10 protein-coding genes and 1 pseudogene are annotated in these 15,133 nt (G+C 70.5%); 2 read left to right on the top strand and 9 right to left on the bottom strand.

Going from position 1 to position 15,133, the window contains the following annotated elements:
• Positions 1-37: 37 nt before the first annotated feature.
• Entirely contained in the window at positions 38-895 is an 858-nt protein-coding gene (locus ACFWFZ_RS32900; protein WP_386187136.1) for a phytanoyl-CoA dioxygenase family protein, read from the top strand.
• A 354-nt stretch (positions 896-1,249) separates the two neighbouring features.
• On the opposite strand, the gene ACFWFZ_RS32905 is transcribed toward ACFWFZ_RS32900, so the two are convergent.
• The gene (locus ACFWFZ_RS32905) at positions 1,250-1,774 is read right to left on the bottom strand and encodes a VOC family protein (protein WP_387127435.1); all 525 of its coding nucleotides are present in this window, start codon (positions 1,772-1,774) and stop codon (positions 1,250-1,252) included.
• Between the two features lie 407 nt (positions 1,775-2,181).
• A complete protein-coding gene (locus tag ACFWFZ_RS32910; protein ID WP_387127437.1) occupies positions 2,182-2,838 on the bottom strand; it encodes a TetR/AcrR family transcriptional regulator in 657 nt (218 codons plus the stop codon).
• A 113-nt stretch (positions 2,839-2,951) separates the two neighbouring features.
• On the opposite strand from ACFWFZ_RS32910, the pseudogene ACFWFZ_RS32915 reads away from it, so the two are divergent.
• Positions 2,952-3,188, top strand: a pseudogene (locus ACFWFZ_RS32915) (ATP-binding cassette domain-containing protein); the annotation flags it as partial.
• On the opposite strand, the gene ACFWFZ_RS32920 reads toward ACFWFZ_RS32915, so the two are convergent.
• The 7 genes from ACFWFZ_RS32920 to ACFWFZ_RS32950 all read right to left on the bottom strand — a co-directional run bounded on the left by ACFWFZ_RS32920 (position 3,161) and on the right by ACFWFZ_RS32950 (position 14,204).
• On the bottom strand, positions 3,161-6,724 hold the full coding sequence (locus tag ACFWFZ_RS32920; protein ID WP_387127439.1) for a helicase associated domain-containing protein: 3,564 nt from the start codon (positions 6,722-6,724) through the stop codon (positions 3,161-3,163). The pseudogene ACFWFZ_RS32915 and the gene ACFWFZ_RS32920 overlap by 28 nt on opposite strands.
• Positions 6,725-6,727: 3 nt before the next feature.
• Entirely contained in the window at positions 6,728-7,231 is a 504-nt protein-coding gene (locus ACFWFZ_RS32925) for a hypothetical protein (RefSeq protein WP_387127441.1), read from the bottom strand.
• 15 nt (positions 7,232-7,246) lie between these two features.
• Complete coding sequence (locus ACFWFZ_RS32930) at positions 7,247-8,305, bottom strand: TniB family NTP-binding protein (protein ID WP_387127443.1); 1,059 nt, start codon at positions 8,303-8,305, stop codon at positions 7,247-7,249.
• Positions 8,299-10,458: a Mu transposase C-terminal domain-containing protein gene (locus ACFWFZ_RS32935; protein ID WP_387127446.1), complete on the bottom strand. Its 2,160-nt coding sequence runs from the start codon at positions 10,456-10,458 to the stop codon at positions 8,299-8,301. The genes ACFWFZ_RS32930 and ACFWFZ_RS32935 overlap by 7 nt, the downstream gene beginning before the upstream one ends.
• Positions 10,458-11,132 carry a TnsA-like heteromeric transposase endonuclease subunit gene (locus ACFWFZ_RS32940; protein WP_387127449.1) on the bottom strand — a complete coding sequence of 225 codons (675 nt, stop codon included), beginning with the start codon at positions 11,130-11,132 and terminating at the stop codon, positions 10,458-10,460. The genes ACFWFZ_RS32935 and ACFWFZ_RS32940 overlap by 1 nt, the downstream gene beginning before the upstream one ends.
• Positions 11,133-11,281: 149 nt before the next feature.
• On the bottom strand, positions 11,282-13,936 hold the full coding sequence (locus ACFWFZ_RS32945) for a Helicase associated domain protein (protein WP_387127451.1): 2,655 nt from the start codon (positions 13,934-13,936) through the stop codon (positions 11,282-11,284).
• A 37-nt stretch (positions 13,937-13,973) separates the two neighbouring features.
• Complete coding sequence (locus ACFWFZ_RS32950) at positions 13,974-14,204, bottom strand: hypothetical protein (protein WP_387127453.1); 231 nt, start codon at positions 14,202-14,204, stop codon at positions 13,974-13,976.
• Between the last annotated feature and the right edge of the window lie 929 nt (positions 14,205-15,133).

The following is a 15,133-nucleotide window of genomic DNA, read 5'->3' on the forward strand; positions in this document are numbered from 1 at the left end:
TGCACCAGTTGGAACCCTTATCTGAAAGAGGCGACATATGTCCACCACCACCGAACTCGAGGTCGAGGACCTGAAGGGCGCCTATGACACCGCAGGCTGGTGTGAGTTGCCCTACCGCTTCACCGACGAGGCGGTCAGGCTCATGAAGGAGGCCGTGGCCGCGATCAGTCGTGAGCGCAGGCCCGAGGTGGTCTACGAGAAGGACTCGGAGACCGTCCGCGCCATCCACGGATGCCACGACTTCGACGACCTGTGCGCCGCGCTGGTCCGTCATCCGCGACTGGTCGCCCTGGCCGAGCAACTGACGGGCAAGCCGGTCTACGTGTACCAGTTCAAGGTCAACCTCAAACAGGCCCATGAGGGGGCCGCCTGGCCGTGGCACCAGGACTACGCCTTCTGGAGTGAAGAGGACGGTATGCCGCGGCCCGACGCCGTCAACATAGCCGTCCCCCTCGATGACATCCACGAGGACAACGGTCCTCTCGTGGTGGTCCCGGGCTCGCACCGCCTGGGCCTCCTCGACCTCCCCGAGAAGAGCGCGGGCGAGGGCTCCACCTGGCAGCAGCACGTCTCCGCGGACCTTGCCTACACGGTCAGTGAGGAGCGGGCCGAGGCCTTGGGCCGAGAGCGCGGACGCGTACGGATCATGGGGCCGGCCGGTACGGTCCACGCCTTCCACCCGAGCATCGTGCACTCCTCGTCGAACAACCTGTCGCCCGATCGCCGCGCGCTGCTGCTGATCACGTACAACGCCGTCGACAACGCGCCGCCGAACCCGACGCGGCCGGAGTTCCTCGTGGCGCGGGATTCCACTCCCGTCACCCCGATCACCGACGACCGGCTCACCCTTGAGCAGCGGTCCCTGGTGCGGGGCCGGCCGGGCGAGATGAGGTGACCGTGCGGGCCACCTGGCGGAAGACGGCCCGGACCGCGGTGGCACTCGTCGGTATGACCCGACAGCTGTCCCGTGCCGTGTCCGAGGACGTCTGCTGCCCGTCCTGCATCGCCCTGCTGGCACGGGGCATTGCCGGCCACGGGCACACCGCCGGGCGAACCCCCACCTGACCGCCCCGGCAGGGGCGCCCGGCCCCTCCGGCCCGGGCGCCCCTGCCGGGCCCGGACCGCACCTCGGACATGAGGCACTGTCCCGCGCTGCCACGGGCCCGATACGTCCTTCGGCGGTACGGCGCCCCGTTGGGCGTCTGCCGGCCGGTCTGCGGGAGTCCGTCGCCCCGGGCCGGGGAGAGGCTCAGTCGGTCGGGCGCTGCGGGGCGCTCGCCCGCCCTGAATCGCGGCCGCTCAGTGCGGTGTCCAGGGTCTCCTGGGCCATGCGCATCGCCTCGGCGTACTTCGGCTGGGACATGCGCTCCCAGGCCCGGTCCGGTGCGACCTCCTCGACCCGGCTCACCACCCACCAGATGTTGCCGAACGGATCCCGCACCCGGCCACCGCGATCCCCCCACGCGCTGTCGGCGGCTTCGGTGACCAACTGAGCCCCGTGCGCGACAGCAGCGGCCATGGCGGCGTCCGCGTCCGGGACGTAGACCCGCAGCAGCGAGGGCATCTCGGGCCAGTCGGACCGCCGATCGAAGGCCAGCACCACCGTGTCGCCGACACGGATCTCACCATGACCGATGGTGCCGTCCTCGACCGGAACGCGCGCGATCTCCTCGCCATCGAAGGCGGCTGTGATGAAGTCGAGCAGCGCACCGGTGTCATCGGTGACCACCCACGGTGCAACACTCGTGTATCCCTCAGGCGCGGTGTGCCTCATCGGTCTCGTCCTCCCAATCGGTCCCTCGCGATGAGACGACCCTAAGACCCAATGAGGACAACCCTTGACCTAGAACGGGCCCGAGATCAGTACCGCCCCTTCCCGCTCTCCGGCGTCCGCCCGGTGCCGTGGGACAGCCGTGTTGTCACCTGCGAGACGCTGCGCCGGAAGGCCGACTCTCGACGGCCGCTGCGATCGGCTGGGCGGCTGAGCGGGGGTGAGGTGCATGATGTCGACGACGCACGGCCCGTTTTGATCATAACGGGCCGACCGTTCGGGAGGCCGTGGACCGGCTCCCGACCGGACGGGACGAACGGTGCGTCAACCGAGCGCACGCCCGGAAGCCTTGGCCCGGCCCGCGGGGGAGTGCCTGTGCCCTCGGCTCCGCCAGGAGACCACGCCCGCCGTCATGCATCCGGGACGCTGTAGGCACCCGTCCGTCCCGCCGCCGCGGCGCCCGCCGCGGCCCGGCGGGGGAGGGCCGGGTCGGGGGCCGCCCGCAGGAGCAGTAGCTCGTGGTAGAGCGGGGCGGTCGCCGCGACCAGCAGCGCGCGGGCGTCCGCGGGGCCCGGCAGCTCGCCCCGCTCGGCGGCCCGGGTGACGACCACCGCGCAGCGTGCGTAGCGGTCGTCCCAGAAGCGGGCCAGGGCCGCCGCCGCCTCTGTCGAGCGGAATCCGGCGGCGATCAGTGCCGTGGTCAGGTTGGGTCCGCCGCCTGCCAGGGCCTGGTAGACCTCCTGGTTGAGTGCGGTGAGGTCCCCCTCCAGCGATCCGGTGTCGGGCGGGCTCCACGCGTCGTCGGACGCGGCGTCGAGCACGTCGGCGAGCAGGCCGCCGACGTCGCGCCAGCGCCGGTAGACGGTGGTGCGGTGCACGCCCGCCCGTTCGGCGACCGTTTCGACGGTCAGCCCGTCGTACCCGCCCGCCATGAGCAGCTCGCCCACCGCGGCCAGCACCTGGGCCCGGACCCGGGCGCTCCGCCCGCCCGTCCGACGCCGCGGTGCGGCCGGATCCGGATGGTCCCCATGGCCGGAATTCTCGCTTGCCTGTGCGTCAACATCCATGGAACGATCTTAAAGCAACATCCGTCGCTATAAGGAGCTTTCGATGACCCTCACCCGCCACCACACCGCCGCTCCCGCACTCTCCTCCGCCCCCGAACCCCCGGAGCCGCTCCATGACCGCACAGCTCACCGCGACTGACCTCGGCAAGTCCTACGCAGGCCGCACCGTCCTCGACTCCGTCGACTGCTCCGTCACCGACGGAACCCGCCTCGGCATCGTCGGCGAGAACGGATCCGGCAAGTCGACCCTCCTGCGCCTGCTCGCCGGAGCCGAACGCCCTGACAGCGGCACGGTCACCGCCCGCGCCGAAGGCGGCATCGGCTACCTCGCCCAGGAGGAGCACCTCCCCGGTCGGCCATGCGGGCCTCGGTGTGGCGTAGGCGGTCCTCCAGGACGCGGAGTTCGGCGAGGGCGCGGTCGAGGACCTGCTGGACGGTGAGGTGGGCCGTCGTAGCCCCCGCGCAGTTCGAAGGCGGTGAGGAGGTCGGCGTAGGCGGTGAGGGTCTCGTCCGCGGTGTCACCGAGTCCGCGAGGACCGCCTGCCGGTGGGAGCCGTCGTGTTCCCCGCACAGCCAGCCCGACCACACCCGCTGCGGATGCCGCCCGGGGTCGACGGCGTGCAGCCGTGCGGCGACCCGTTCCAGCCCTGCGGCGAAGGCCTCCGCTTCCACGGTGCGGTGGTGGAACGTGATGGTGGTCTGCAGCCCGTGCTCGGCCATGGTCTCCAGCAGCGCAGTCTGCGTCGCCGCCAGCCGCTGCCCCCGCAACCGCTCCTCGTACCGCTCCTCGCCCAGAAGCCGGTCCGGGGTGACGACTGGGTCGCGTGTCGCCGTTCGTTCTTCTTGATCGGTGTCTGGTGTGTTGAGCTGGGTTGATCAGTTGGCTGGTTGGGGCTGGCGGTGTGCTGTGTGCTGGCGGGGGGGGGGCTTGACATTGCTTGCGGGCTGGAGCCGGGCAGGTCTGTGAGCTGTGGTGTTCTCGCTTCGGGGCGCCGGTGTGGCTGTTGGTCAGTTTGTTTGGCTGGCAGGTCAGTTCCGCTGGGAGGCTGTTGTAGCGGCACAGGGGTGTGGGGCCGAGGATGCCGAGGGTGGCCAGGAGGTGTTGTTGGTGGGGGTGGAGCTGCTCCCAGGCTCGTTGCTGGGTGCGGATCCACTTTGTGGTGTTGTTGGGGAAGGGCCGGCCGGCGCTGTAGTAGGCGTGGGCTTGGTGGTAGCTGTGGTTCCAGTTGGCTCGCCAGGGTGGGTTCCACCACGGGTCGAGGGCGGCGAGTTGCGCGTCGTGGGGCCAAGGGTTTCCGGTGCGTTTCAGGTGGCCGATGGCGGCTCGGCGTTGTTTGTACAGCCACCATCCGAGGGGGAAGCCTTCGTGTTCGGTGCGGTAGCCGGCTGAGGTGAGGTTGCCGTGCTGGGCGGCCCAGGACCGGGCGTAGGGCAGGCCGGCTGCGATGGACGAGGGCGGGTTCTTCAGGCGGGGGCGGGCCGGGCGGGATGGCTGGGGAGGCTTCGGCGGTGGGGCCAGGGCGCGGGCGCGTTCAGCGGTGAGGCCGATGCCGGCCAGCAGCTGGTGTTGCCCGGGGTGGAGGTTGTCGTAGCTGGAGCTCTGGGTGAACAGCCATTTCGAGGTGATTGTGGGCAGGGCGTCGAGGTCGGCCGTGGTGCTGAGAGGAAGGCCGGCGGTATGGGCGCGCGCGGTGTGCAGGGATTGGTGCCAGCGCATGTTCCAGGGTGGGTTCCACCGTGGGTCGAGAGCGGCGAGTGCCTGTGCGCGGTCGTCGGGCAGCCTCCCGCGGGCGGCGCGTTTGCGTTGTTGGCGGAGCCAGCTGCCGAGCGGGTAGCCGTCGTGGCAGGTGTCTCCGGGGACCGTGAGGTGGCCGTGCTGGTCAGCCCAGGCCGTGGCGTGGGCCAGTCCGGCGGCGAAGGTTGAGGCCTGGGAGATGCGGCGGGGCCGGGCGGTGCGGGCGCCTTCGGCGGTGAGGCCGAGGTCGGTGAGTAACTGTTGCTGGCGGGGGTGGAGGTCGTCGTAGACGGTGCACTGGTTGTACAGCCACTGCCCGGTCCAGTCCGGTGTGCCGGGGAAGCCCTCCTCGGGGGCGAGGTTTTGGCCGGGGGTGAGCTGTGTGCGGGCGGCCTGGTAGCGGCGTTGCCATTTCATGCCCCACGGCGGGTTCCAGTACGGGTCGATGCGGGCGAGGTGTTCCTCGTGCGGCCAGGGGGTGTCGAAGAGTTCGCGGTGGAGGTTGGCCTGGTGGCGTTGTTGGGCCAGCCAGCGGCCGAGGGGGAAGCCGCCGTGCTGAGCGGTGCGGGAAAGGTCGAGGCTTCCGTGCTCGGCTGCCCAAGTGCGGGCGTAGTACAGGCCGGTCTCCATAACCGGGTGCTGGGTGGCTGGGTTGGGCGCGGAGCTGCCCGCGACGGGTTCGGTGAGTCCTATGCGGGCGAGGAGGTCCAGCTGGCCGGGCTGGAGAAGGCGGTAGTTGACGCACTGGGCGTACAGCCACTGCCCGGTGCGGTCGTCGAAGTTCCGGAACCCGGCTTGGGGGTCGAGGAGGGTGCCCGCGGCGACGGCGGCGTGAGCATGGTGGTGCTCGCGCTGCCAGTCGGTGGGCCAAGGCGGATTCCACCAGGAGTCGATGCCGGTCAGCGCCTGGTTCAGTATGGGATCGAGTTGGCCGCGTCGGGCGCGCACCCGCTGGCTGTGCAGCCATTTACCGATGGCGAAGCCGTCCTGGCGTGTGGAGGTGGGGGCGCATAGGTGGCCGTGCTCGCCGGCGTAGGCGCGGGCGTGGTCCAGGGCGGTGCGCCGGGCTGCCTTGAGATCCCGGCGCCGGGGCAGGGCGGCGCGGGCGCGTTCCGGTGTGATGCCGAGGTCGGCGAGGAGGCGCTGCTGTCCGGGGTGGAGGCTTGTGTAGGTGGTGCACTGCTCGTAGAGCCAGGTGCCGAGGTTCTCCGTGGTTCCGGGGAAGCCGTGTTCGGGCGTGAGCGGCTGCCCGGCGTGCACCAGTGCCTTGGCGCGGTGGTAGATGCGCTGCCACCACAGGTTCCAGGGTGGGTTCCACCACGGGTCGAGGGCGTCGAGGGCGGCGGCGGGTCCGGGAGCGAGTTCGGGTCCTGCGGCGCGCTGGTTGGCGAGCCACAGGCCGATGGCGAAGCCTTCGGCCCGCACGGTGTTGGGCGCGCACAGGTGGCCGTGCTCGGTGGCGTAGGCACGGGCATGGCGCAGCCCACGCGCGAACCCCCGGGCCGCGTCTTCGGCGCTGTCTGGGAGCAACGCAGGCTCGGGCTGCACGGGTGTCCCGCCCCGGTCGCTGCTTTGCGCCAGGAGCTGGGAAACTGGGGTGGGCCGGTGAGGCGGGGAGACGCGCCACATGCTTCGCGTCTTCGGTTTATGTCCGGCTTGGCTGCGTACGCAGGCGCGCACCCAGGCGTTCAGCGGTCCTGTTGTGGCCACAGTGAGGCGGTCGGCGATCCACGGCCGCTCAAGACGCCGGGCCAGTTCGTCGACGAGGCGGGGGACATCGGCGAGCGAGTGCGGTTGATGCCGGCCCGCCTCGTCGAGCAGCTGCTGCTGCACCCCCGCATCGGCCAGGGCCGCGGCCAGCGTGACGGCTTCCGGGTAGGTCACCGCATCCCGCGCCGCTACACGCCATACGAGGCCGTTGCCCAAGGCCATCGACCGCAGCCGATCGGGCCAGAGGGTCTCTTCCGGCCAGGACTCGTCCCACCACGACGCCGCAACCGCCTGCGCCACAGCGAACGCTTCGCCGGCGTGCGGACTGCGCCGTAGCAGCCTTGCGTGACGGCGCTGGGCCGCTGCGATCTGCGGCACGTGCCGCACGTCCAGCTGCCCAGGGCCGGCCGTCGCTTCATCGACGACGGGGGTTTCCAGCATCCATCACTGGTGTTTGACGCATACCCGGCCGTGGGGCTGGAGGTAGCGGCGTGCTTCTTCCCGGCCCTGTGTGGCCCTCGCGGTGCAGGCCCGGCAGCCGGGGCCTGTCGGCGGGATCGTGGCTGCGGTGCGGACCCAGGCGGCCGGCCCGCTGCCCAGTCTGCTTGAGGGAACCTCCCGGCCCCAGGCGGGAAGGGCACGGCGCAGGTGCTCTTCGGGCATGCGGCAGAAGGCGGCGACCACCGCCCAGGCCTCGGCGTTGAAGACGACTTCGCCGTCGGGCCGCACGGTGAAGAGGTTGGGACGCCGTCCCACGTCCACGAGTGCGCCGATGAGCTCTTTGGCCGTGAGCCGGTAGCGGGAGGCAACTCGGCTCATGTAGGACAGCGTCGTCTCGCTGTGCAGCGGCGCTACCCGCACCGCGCCCAAAGCCCCTCTGGGCCCGCAGAGTTCGGGCTGCTCGCGCTGTAGTGGCTGCGCCTGCTGCGCGCTGGTGGTCTTCGTCACCGCCGCTCCAACCTGTCAGGATCCCGCTTTGTGGCTGCGCGGGCGTGGGAGGCGTTTTCGGGGCGGGCGGGCTTGCTGTTCGGCCCGGATGTCGAGCTGGATGCCGGCCAGGAGCTTCTTGGTGATCTTTTCGCTGCCGTCGAGCAGGGCGGTCAGGGCGGCTTCGCGGATGAGGTGGGAGAGGCTGCCCATGACGCCGCCGGTGCGCTGGTGGAGGCAGTCGGCGTGCCGCGCCAGGGTGTGCGGGGTGTGGTGGCGCAGGCGCAGGGCTTCTTCCATATCGGTGACCAGAGCGCGCCAGATCTCGCGTTGCTCTTCGGTGGCGCAGGGCAGCGCGGTGTTGCGGATCAGGGTGAAGCGGCCGGCGAGCTGGGCGCCGCGCGGCCCGGTAAGCAGGGGCGAGGCTTCGACGTCGACGCCGGCGTAGACGAAGGTGGCGGGGATGCGCTCGCCGAGGTGTTTCATCTGGTCGGAGGTCTCCGCGCCGGACCGGGTGCGGGTGTCGAGCAGGTGGACGTCGTCCACAAGGACCAGCTTCGTCTCCAGGAGGCACAGCAGGTGGCAGACGGCGTCGGTGATCTGTGCCTGGTTCATGCGGACCGCAATGGGGATGCCGAGGAACCGGGCGAATTCGCTGACCAGCATCTTCGGCGTGGAGGCCGGTGGCACGGCCAGGAAGATCACGGGCAGGCGGTCCGTGCTGCCGGGGTGCCGGCGCTGCTCGGCGAGTTCGAAGGTGCGGCCCATTTCCAGCAGGGTGGTGGTCTTGCCGGTGGTGGGCGGTCCGGAGACGATCAGGCCGCGGCGTGCGGTGCCCTGCTGGCGGCGGTTGAGGAGCATCAGGCGCCGCAGCGACAGGGAGATGCGTTCCATGGCCGGGGTGGTCAGCACCACGAACCGGGAGTGGTAGTCCAGCCGTTCCTCCAGCGACCAGTCCTCGTCGGTGGCCGGATGGGGCTGCAGCGGGGGAGCGGCGACGAACTGCTGCCATCCGTCCCGCGTGGTCGGCGGCGCGTACGCCGCGGCACTCGCTCCGTCGTGAAGAGTGCTGTTGGCAGGGGCGTCTGTCACCACTGTGCTGCTTCCTGGTGGGCGTCATAGATCCGAGAGGGACGCGGAACTTCGGCTGAGGAGTCCGGCCGTTCGCCTCCGGCAGGCTCGTCGGTGTCTGCGGGGCCGGGTAGGTCGTCGTCCTCATCCCAGCCGCCCTCGAACCCTGTCTCCCCTTGCTGATCCTCTTCTTCCAACGGGGTGAAGGCACCCACCAGGCCGTAGGAGAGGGTCGGAGCGGCCACGGGGTCCGGGATCGCCTGCGGCACGGCCGGCCGGGCCAAGGACGCTGCGGCGCTGGCGCGCGCCGCCACCGTCTGCTCGCGGCGAGTCCCGGCACCGTTGCTCGCACGCCGCAGGAGGCGGTCCAGGGCCTGGGCGAGCTGCCGCTCGTGCTCGACGCGGTCGCCGCGGCGCTCGACTGCGGCACGGACGTGCTGCCAGGTGAAGTCGGTGAAGGGCAGGCTGACACAGCCGCGGTGGATCCACGGCACCTCTTCCCCCCCGGTGGGCAGCCGCACCCAGATCTGATTGGGGTCGTAGGGGTTGTGGTGCACCTCCCATCTGCCGTCCGGCGCGCCCGACCGGTCCCCGCGGTGCGGATTGAGGACCTTGTGGTCGTAGGTGCGGTAGTCGAAGCGGATGCCGTAGTCGTTGATGGCCACCCGCTTGATGGGCATGAGCTCGATGTAGTCGTCCGCGCTCAGCGGCACCGGGATATAGCCGGTGACTCCCACGAGCGCGCCCCACATCTCGTTCGGCGACAGGGCGAGCCTCGGCGCCAGCGGATGGCGCAGCGACGCGTGCGGGCGGTGCTGCCAGTCGGTGACCAGCCACTCATCCAGCAGGTCCTGCACCTGCGCAAGCGTCCAGCACGCCTCGTCCTCAACGCGCGTACCGCGCCGGGTGACATCCGAGCCGCTGTAGCCGGCCACGTACTGGGAGAACCGGTCCCCGATGGTGCGGAACGTCCGCTCGACATGGCCCTTGGCCGGGCCGTTGGCCGGCGGCGCCGGCTGAACGGACACCCCCAGGCTCTCGCACGCGGCAATGAAGGACCCGGAGACAAACACCGCACCTTGGTCGACCACCACCGTCTCCGGCACGATCACCGGCCGGGCCGCTGCCCCTTCCAGCCGCGCATCCAACGACACCAGCCGCTCATAGGGGATGACGGACCGGGACATCGCCAGCGCCGCCTCCCACCCCGGGCGCATCCGCATGGGCGTGACCATCTGCGCCAGCAGCACCGCCGCATCCACCGATCTTGTGCCCACCGGACGCACCACCGCAGCACAGATACTGCGCGTTGCCACGTCCAACGCGATCGATAACTCGACCGACCCCGTCACCCCGTCGGCGAGCACAACCAGCACATCCAGCGGCGTACTGTCCAGCATCACCAGCTCACCCGGCCGCAGCGCCACGGTCGGAGTGAAGGGAGGAGCCGGCCGCGACGTGCGCCGCCGCTGCTGTGCCGCCGACCCCAGCAGCCCATTGCCGTCGGCGAGCGCGTGCACCAGCCGGTTGAACGTCGTCACCGGCGGCACCTCCACCGCGCCGGGACCATGGGTTTCCTCCAGAACCCACCCGACCATGCGCCGCAGCCGGCTCAGCGTGCCACTGGAACGTTCCCGCTGCGTCTCCAGCACCTGAGTGATCGCAGCGACCACACGCTCATCGGCCCGTCCCACCACAGAACGCCTACGAGCCGTGCGCTGGTCGACCAGCCCCCACAGCCCCTTCTCGCGGTAACGGGCCCGCATCCGCCGCACGGTCACCGCACTCGTCGGCTGCCCCGCCGCAGTCAACTCCGCCGCCTTGGCCTCCTCCCGTTCCGCCACAGTCCGCTGCGCCGGATCGAACTCCGCCCGCGGCACACCGCCCTGCCCCGGCACAGGAAGGCCGGTCTCCACCTCGCGCACGTGCCGCTCCCAGGCCTCAGCACGCTCGCGTGCCTGCACAGGCAGTTCCTCCAGGAGGCCGAACGGAGGCACGTGGCGGCGGGGCGCTCCTACGAGTTCGAAGTCAGGAGCAGCGAACAGATAGCTCACCAGCACCGTTGCCGGGGAGTTGTCCGAGTCGACCAGCCTGGCACGGGCCCCTTCGAGCATCACCACCGTCCAAGAGCGGCCCTCGAACCGCACCTGGCTCCCCACCTCGAGTACTGCCGCCATCACGCAGAGGTCCCCACGCCCGGGCCTGCTGTCACGGTCACCCGTTCATGCAAGGGCTCGTTCAGCGGGACTGACAGCGCCCCGGTCCATAGGGCGTGGAAGAGGGCTGGGAGAACTCTGATGGTGTCTCCGAGGTCACGTGCTCCTTCGATCAGCGGCCGAGGACGGGCAAAGGCCCGCACCGCCTCCTCCATGAGCGCGGTGTCCCGGTAGCGGGGGTGCCGGTATCCCGACAGCCAGCCCAGGTTGGCATCGACAGCCGGTTCTGGAGGCGAGGCGACCCTGTACTGCCATCCCACCGCACGTGCCGCCGCTGCCATGACGGCAGCACGGTGTGCGAGCCGGGGAGAGATCTCCCCTCGCCCGGCACAGTCGAGCAGCAGACCGCCGCCGTCGCTGAACCGTGCCATCAGATGCGGCGCATGCGACACGGTCCCCTCAGATTCCCGCCAGGACAGCTCTACAGGGCGGCATGCCATCGCTATGACCGAAGGATCACGGTCCAGCAGCATCACCTGGGTGCGCATGACACCCGACCCGTAGTGCACCAGCCGCCCGGTGGTAGCCGACCACCACCAGCCCGGCGCGAAACGACGGCCAGATCGCAGGGGAAACGGACGTACCGGACCGCAGTCCTCCAGACGAACGACACGAGCGGCCTCGCCCCACGGCATCCGCTGTTCTCCACCGTACGGATCCAGGAAACGGGCGCTGTACGAACCTGGATCAGCGACCGCCAGGTGCGCCGAGGAGCCTTGCTGCCACACGCACCATCAACCGACGAGCATCCCATCAGGTAATGGGCATATGGCGACCTACTCCGTCACGCCCATGCGACGCCCAGCTTCCGCAGCGCGTTCAGCTGCTCCTGGGTGAGTTTGTCGCGCCTTGATTTGATGTTGGAGACCCATACGCCCAGCTTCACGATCACCGGCTCGGTCTCGCCGTCGACCGCGATCTCCTCAGCGTGCCCGCGCGGGACGGGCCGGTGGGTGCCTTCTCGTTCCACCCACTGCGTGAGGGCGGTCAGGCCGCGCTGGAAGGCTTGCTGTGCCTTCGTCGGGCCCTTCGCCGCGGGCTTGGCCGTGGGGGCGGGAGACGGCGTTTGGACGGGCTGCACGCCCAACTTCGACAGCCGCTCCTGCTGCTCTCTGGACAGCTGCGCCCAGGTGCCCGGTTGTGTCTGCCGCTCCAGCCACCGCCCGATGTCGTCGCCGTCCATCAGCACGCCGGGGGCGATGTCGGGCAGACTGCCGTCGGCGTCGACCAGATCAGCGAGCACCTGGTAGTGCCGCTGCCAGTCCAGCGGCCAGGGGCAGTTCCAGTCCTCGTCGATCGCCGCGAGTTGCTTCGCGCGCACGGCGGCCCGTTCCGGGTCTTTTCCGAGGCCGTCTTTTCGGCGGAGGTTGGCCATGTGCTGTCCGATGGGCACCATCTCCGCGTCTTCGCCCCACACGGCGTCCTGGCGTGGCGCGAGGTGCCCGGTGACCCGCCGGTACGAGCGCAGCGCGGCGAGCTTGGTCTCCCACACCTCCTCGCCCGGCTCCCAGACCATCCCGGCCTCGTCGAGGAGCTCCTTGCGGTGGGGGTCGAGTTCTCCGGCGCGCAGCGCTTTTCGCTGTTGGTGGACCCATCTGCCCAGGGGGAAATCCGTTGTCGCGCCTACGGTGGTCTCGGTGTCGTAGGGGATGGCGTGCAGGCCGGTGATCTCGTTCTCGGCGCGCCAGCGGATGAGGGCTTGGTAGCCCTCGAGCCAGACCAGGGACTGGGGGCGGATGACGCGGCAGCGGGTCAGGGCGGCGATGTCGGCAGCGTCGCGGGGGGAGGCGAAGTTGACCACGACCGAGGTAACGGGGTCGACCTCCTGCTGCGCCTCGCTGGTCTCCTCCTCGTCACTGCCCTCGGCTCCCGCTGCGGGGGCGGGGCGGACGTGGAGGCGTCGGCGCCCGGTGCCGCGGGTCAGGGCGCGGGAGGCGAGTTGCTCGACGAGACGTTCCGAGTGTGAACGCAGCGCTTGGAGGATGTCGACGAGGGGCTGGTAGCTGGCCGAGGCGACCATGTCCTTGGGGTCTTCCCCGGGCTGCAGGAAGATTGGGATGATGATCCGCGCGGTCTTCACGCTGCCGTCGGGGTTGGGGCGCAGGGCGCGTCCGATGTTCTGGACGACGTCGATTTGGGAGCTGCGCGAGCCGACGATGCACACCGCTTCCACGCCGCGCAGGCCGGTGATGTCGACGCCGACGCCCAGGGCCCGTACCGAGGCGAGGAATGCCCGGTGTACGCGTCGGCTGTCGGCGTTGATGCCGTTGGCGAACCGGTGGATCACCTCCCGCCGGTGGTCGATGGGGTGGTCGCCGCACAGCCAGTCCGCCCACACCCGCTCCGGGGGCACGTGACGGCTGTCTTCGAGCTCGTACAGCTCGGCGTCGATGGAGGAGGCGGGCAGTTCCTCCGCACGGGCGAGAGCGGCCTCGGATGCTTCGGTGGCGTACAGCTCGGCGGCCGTGCGCGGCATCTGCTCGGCGAACGCGCGGGCTTCCTCGACCCGCTGGTGGAAGGTCATGACGGTGTGCAGATTCATCTGCGCCGCGTGCTCCAACAGTGCGGCCTGGAGCAGCGCGAGCCGCCGGCCGCGCAGCGCGTCCTCAGACAGGCCCAGGATGGGGTCGGGGTCACGGATCTCCAGCACATCGATCTCAAAGCCCGCGAGGATCGCCCGCTCCACCGCCTCCGCCAGCCCTAGGTCGAAAATCCTGGTGCCGTAGGTGGCGCTGTCGTCCTCCATCGACGCGATCACCAGCTCCCGGCCGTGCCGACCGCGCTGCGGGCTGGGCGCGGCCAGGATCCGCGGGGTGGCGGTCAGGTACAACCGGAAATCAACCGGAATCCGCGCGTTGTCGTGGATTGCCGCCCACGGCCGGCCCATGTCCCCGGCCGTCATGTGCGCCTCATCCAGAACCGCCAGGTCGAACGGGGCCATCCGCTGCCCGTACAGCCGCTCCCCGCCCGCCAGAGCCGCCTCCAGCGGCCCGCGCACCGTCCGCCGGCCGGTGATGTCGGTGAGGTCCTCGCGGTCCACCAGGGAGGCGTACGTGGCGAACACGACCCCCGGCCCGGACCCCGCCCACAGGGCGAGCTGGATCGGGTTCGTCGTCGTCCGTACTTGGAGCTGCTCCAGGACCTCATCCTTTTCCACGGAGCAGACCGCGACCATGGGCGCGCGGTGACCGACCCGGCGCCACGCCTGAGCGGTCTGCACGATCAGATCCAGGGTGGGCACCATGACGAGGATCCGCCCGCCCGGGAAGCACTCCAGAGCACAGACAGCGGCGGTGATCGTCTTCCCGGTCCCGGTCGCGGACACCCCCATGGCACGGGCCCCCTCCGGAGGCACAGATGATCTTGCGGGGAATCCGACCCATTTACGGAACGCCGACTTCTGGTCGACCTGGTGTTCCTTGAGCTGGATCGCTGACATTTCCTTGCCTCCCCTTTTCGGATCTTCTCGCGGAATTTCAGGCGGCCGTGTGCGGGTGGCTGTAGGGCCGGTCATCAATCCAGGTGCGCGTATTGCACTTGTGCCAGCCCTCCGATTTCTCCTCGCTCAGCGGGTCGTAGCCCTCGGGGTCGTAGTGGCCGGCCTTGAGGGTGCAGAGGATGACGTCGCCGGTGGAGTACTCGATCGTGCGGGCGCTGCACAGCCGGTCCGCCTCGCCCAGCGCCTCCAGGACGCGGCGGCGCTCCATGGTGTTCGGGGTACGTGCGCGGCAGCACGGTCTCCCGGACGAACGCCTCCAGGCGCTCCAGCCCGGCGCGCTCACGCTTCCTCACGTCCGCGATATGTACGGCCAGTTCAGCGGCCCCGGCCGACCGGCCGCCGCGCCGGTCCCAGTCCCGGTCAGCGATGCCCACCAGGGCCTCGCTGACGGCCACCACGCCCTCGTCCCAGCCGTCCGCGAACACCGAGCCGCGAGAGGCCGGCGCCATGCCGTCCAACTCGACAACCTCGGACTGCGCCCCGGCGGCCGCCCCGGTCTCCAGCGCGGCCACCAGGTCGTCTGCCTCGCTCGCGGGCACGCCCTGGGCGGCCAGGAGCGCGAACAGCCTCAACCGGGCGTTGGTGCCCGCCGTCTGATACTGGCTCACCCTGCGCACGGAATCGCTGCTCAGCGTGGGTGTCTTTCCGGTAGATTCACCGTGACCGGTCATCTGCGGCCGTTCCTCTTGAACATGAGGGAGGGTTTCCGGGTGGTTGGGAGATGTCTCGTCTTTCCGCCAATGGTACATGCTGCATCAACCTGATGCAGCCGCCATACTGGGACCCGACACGAACGAGCGACCCCCACCCCTCGTAGCCAGCCCGGCCCGCGCCAGCGGGCCCCGACGGTTCTGGAGGCGCAGCCGGAAGGACCGTCAGGCAGGGGAGCGCAGCGGACCCACCCCACCTTGGGCGCGAAGCGCCTCTGACACCCCGCCACTCACCATCCGCAGTAGGCCGCCTGACGCATCGCCACCAGGGCCGGCCGCGCAGCGGCCGGCCCCAAGGCTCCCGGAGCGCAGCGAAGGGAGCCGCCCACGGCGAAGCCGTGGGCGCGGTGAGCGCAGCGAACCGCTCAGCACCCCGCGAAGCGGGGTGCCTTCGCTTGCTCCTCGCGCAGCGAGGAGGGACCCGCTC

It is taken from the genome of Streptomyces sp. NPDC060232 (assembly GCF_042726555.1).
In the GTDB taxonomy this organism is placed as follows: Bacteria; Actinomycetota; Actinomycetes; order Streptomycetales; family Streptomycetaceae; genus Streptomyces.

Excerpts from the sequence above, each read along its gene's own strand:
- ACFWFZ_RS32900 (WP_386187136.1), top strand. The coding sequence starts at position 38 with ATGTCCACCACCACCGAACTCGAGGTCGAGGACCTGAAGGGCGCCTAT.
- ACFWFZ_RS32905 (WP_387127435.1), bottom strand. The coding sequence starts at position 1,774 with ATGAGGCACACCGCGCCTGAGGGATACACGAGTGTTGCACCGTGGGTG.
- ACFWFZ_RS32910 (WP_387127437.1), bottom strand. The coding sequence starts at position 2,838 with ATGGATGTTGACGCACAGGCAAGCGAGAATTCCGGCCATGGGGACCAT.
- ACFWFZ_RS32920 (WP_387127439.1), bottom strand. The coding sequence starts at position 6,724 with ATGCTGGAAACCCCCGTCGTCGATGAAGCGACGGCCGGCCCTGGGCAG.
- ACFWFZ_RS32935 (WP_387127446.1), bottom strand. The coding sequence starts at position 10,458 with ATGGCGGCAGTACTCGAGGTGGGGAGCCAGGTGCGGTTCGAGGGCCGC.
- ACFWFZ_RS32940 (WP_387127449.1), bottom strand. The coding sequence starts at position 11,132 with ATGCCGTGGGGCGAGGCCGCTCGTGTCGTTCGTCTGGAGGACTGCGGT.
- ACFWFZ_RS32945 (WP_387127451.1), bottom strand. The coding sequence starts at position 13,936 with ATGTCAGCGATCCAGCTCAAGGAACACCAGGTCGACCAGAAGTCGGCG.
- ACFWFZ_RS32950 (WP_387127453.1), bottom strand. The coding sequence starts at position 14,204 with ATGGAGCGCCGCCGCGTCCTGGAGGCGCTGGGCGAGGCGGACCGGCTG.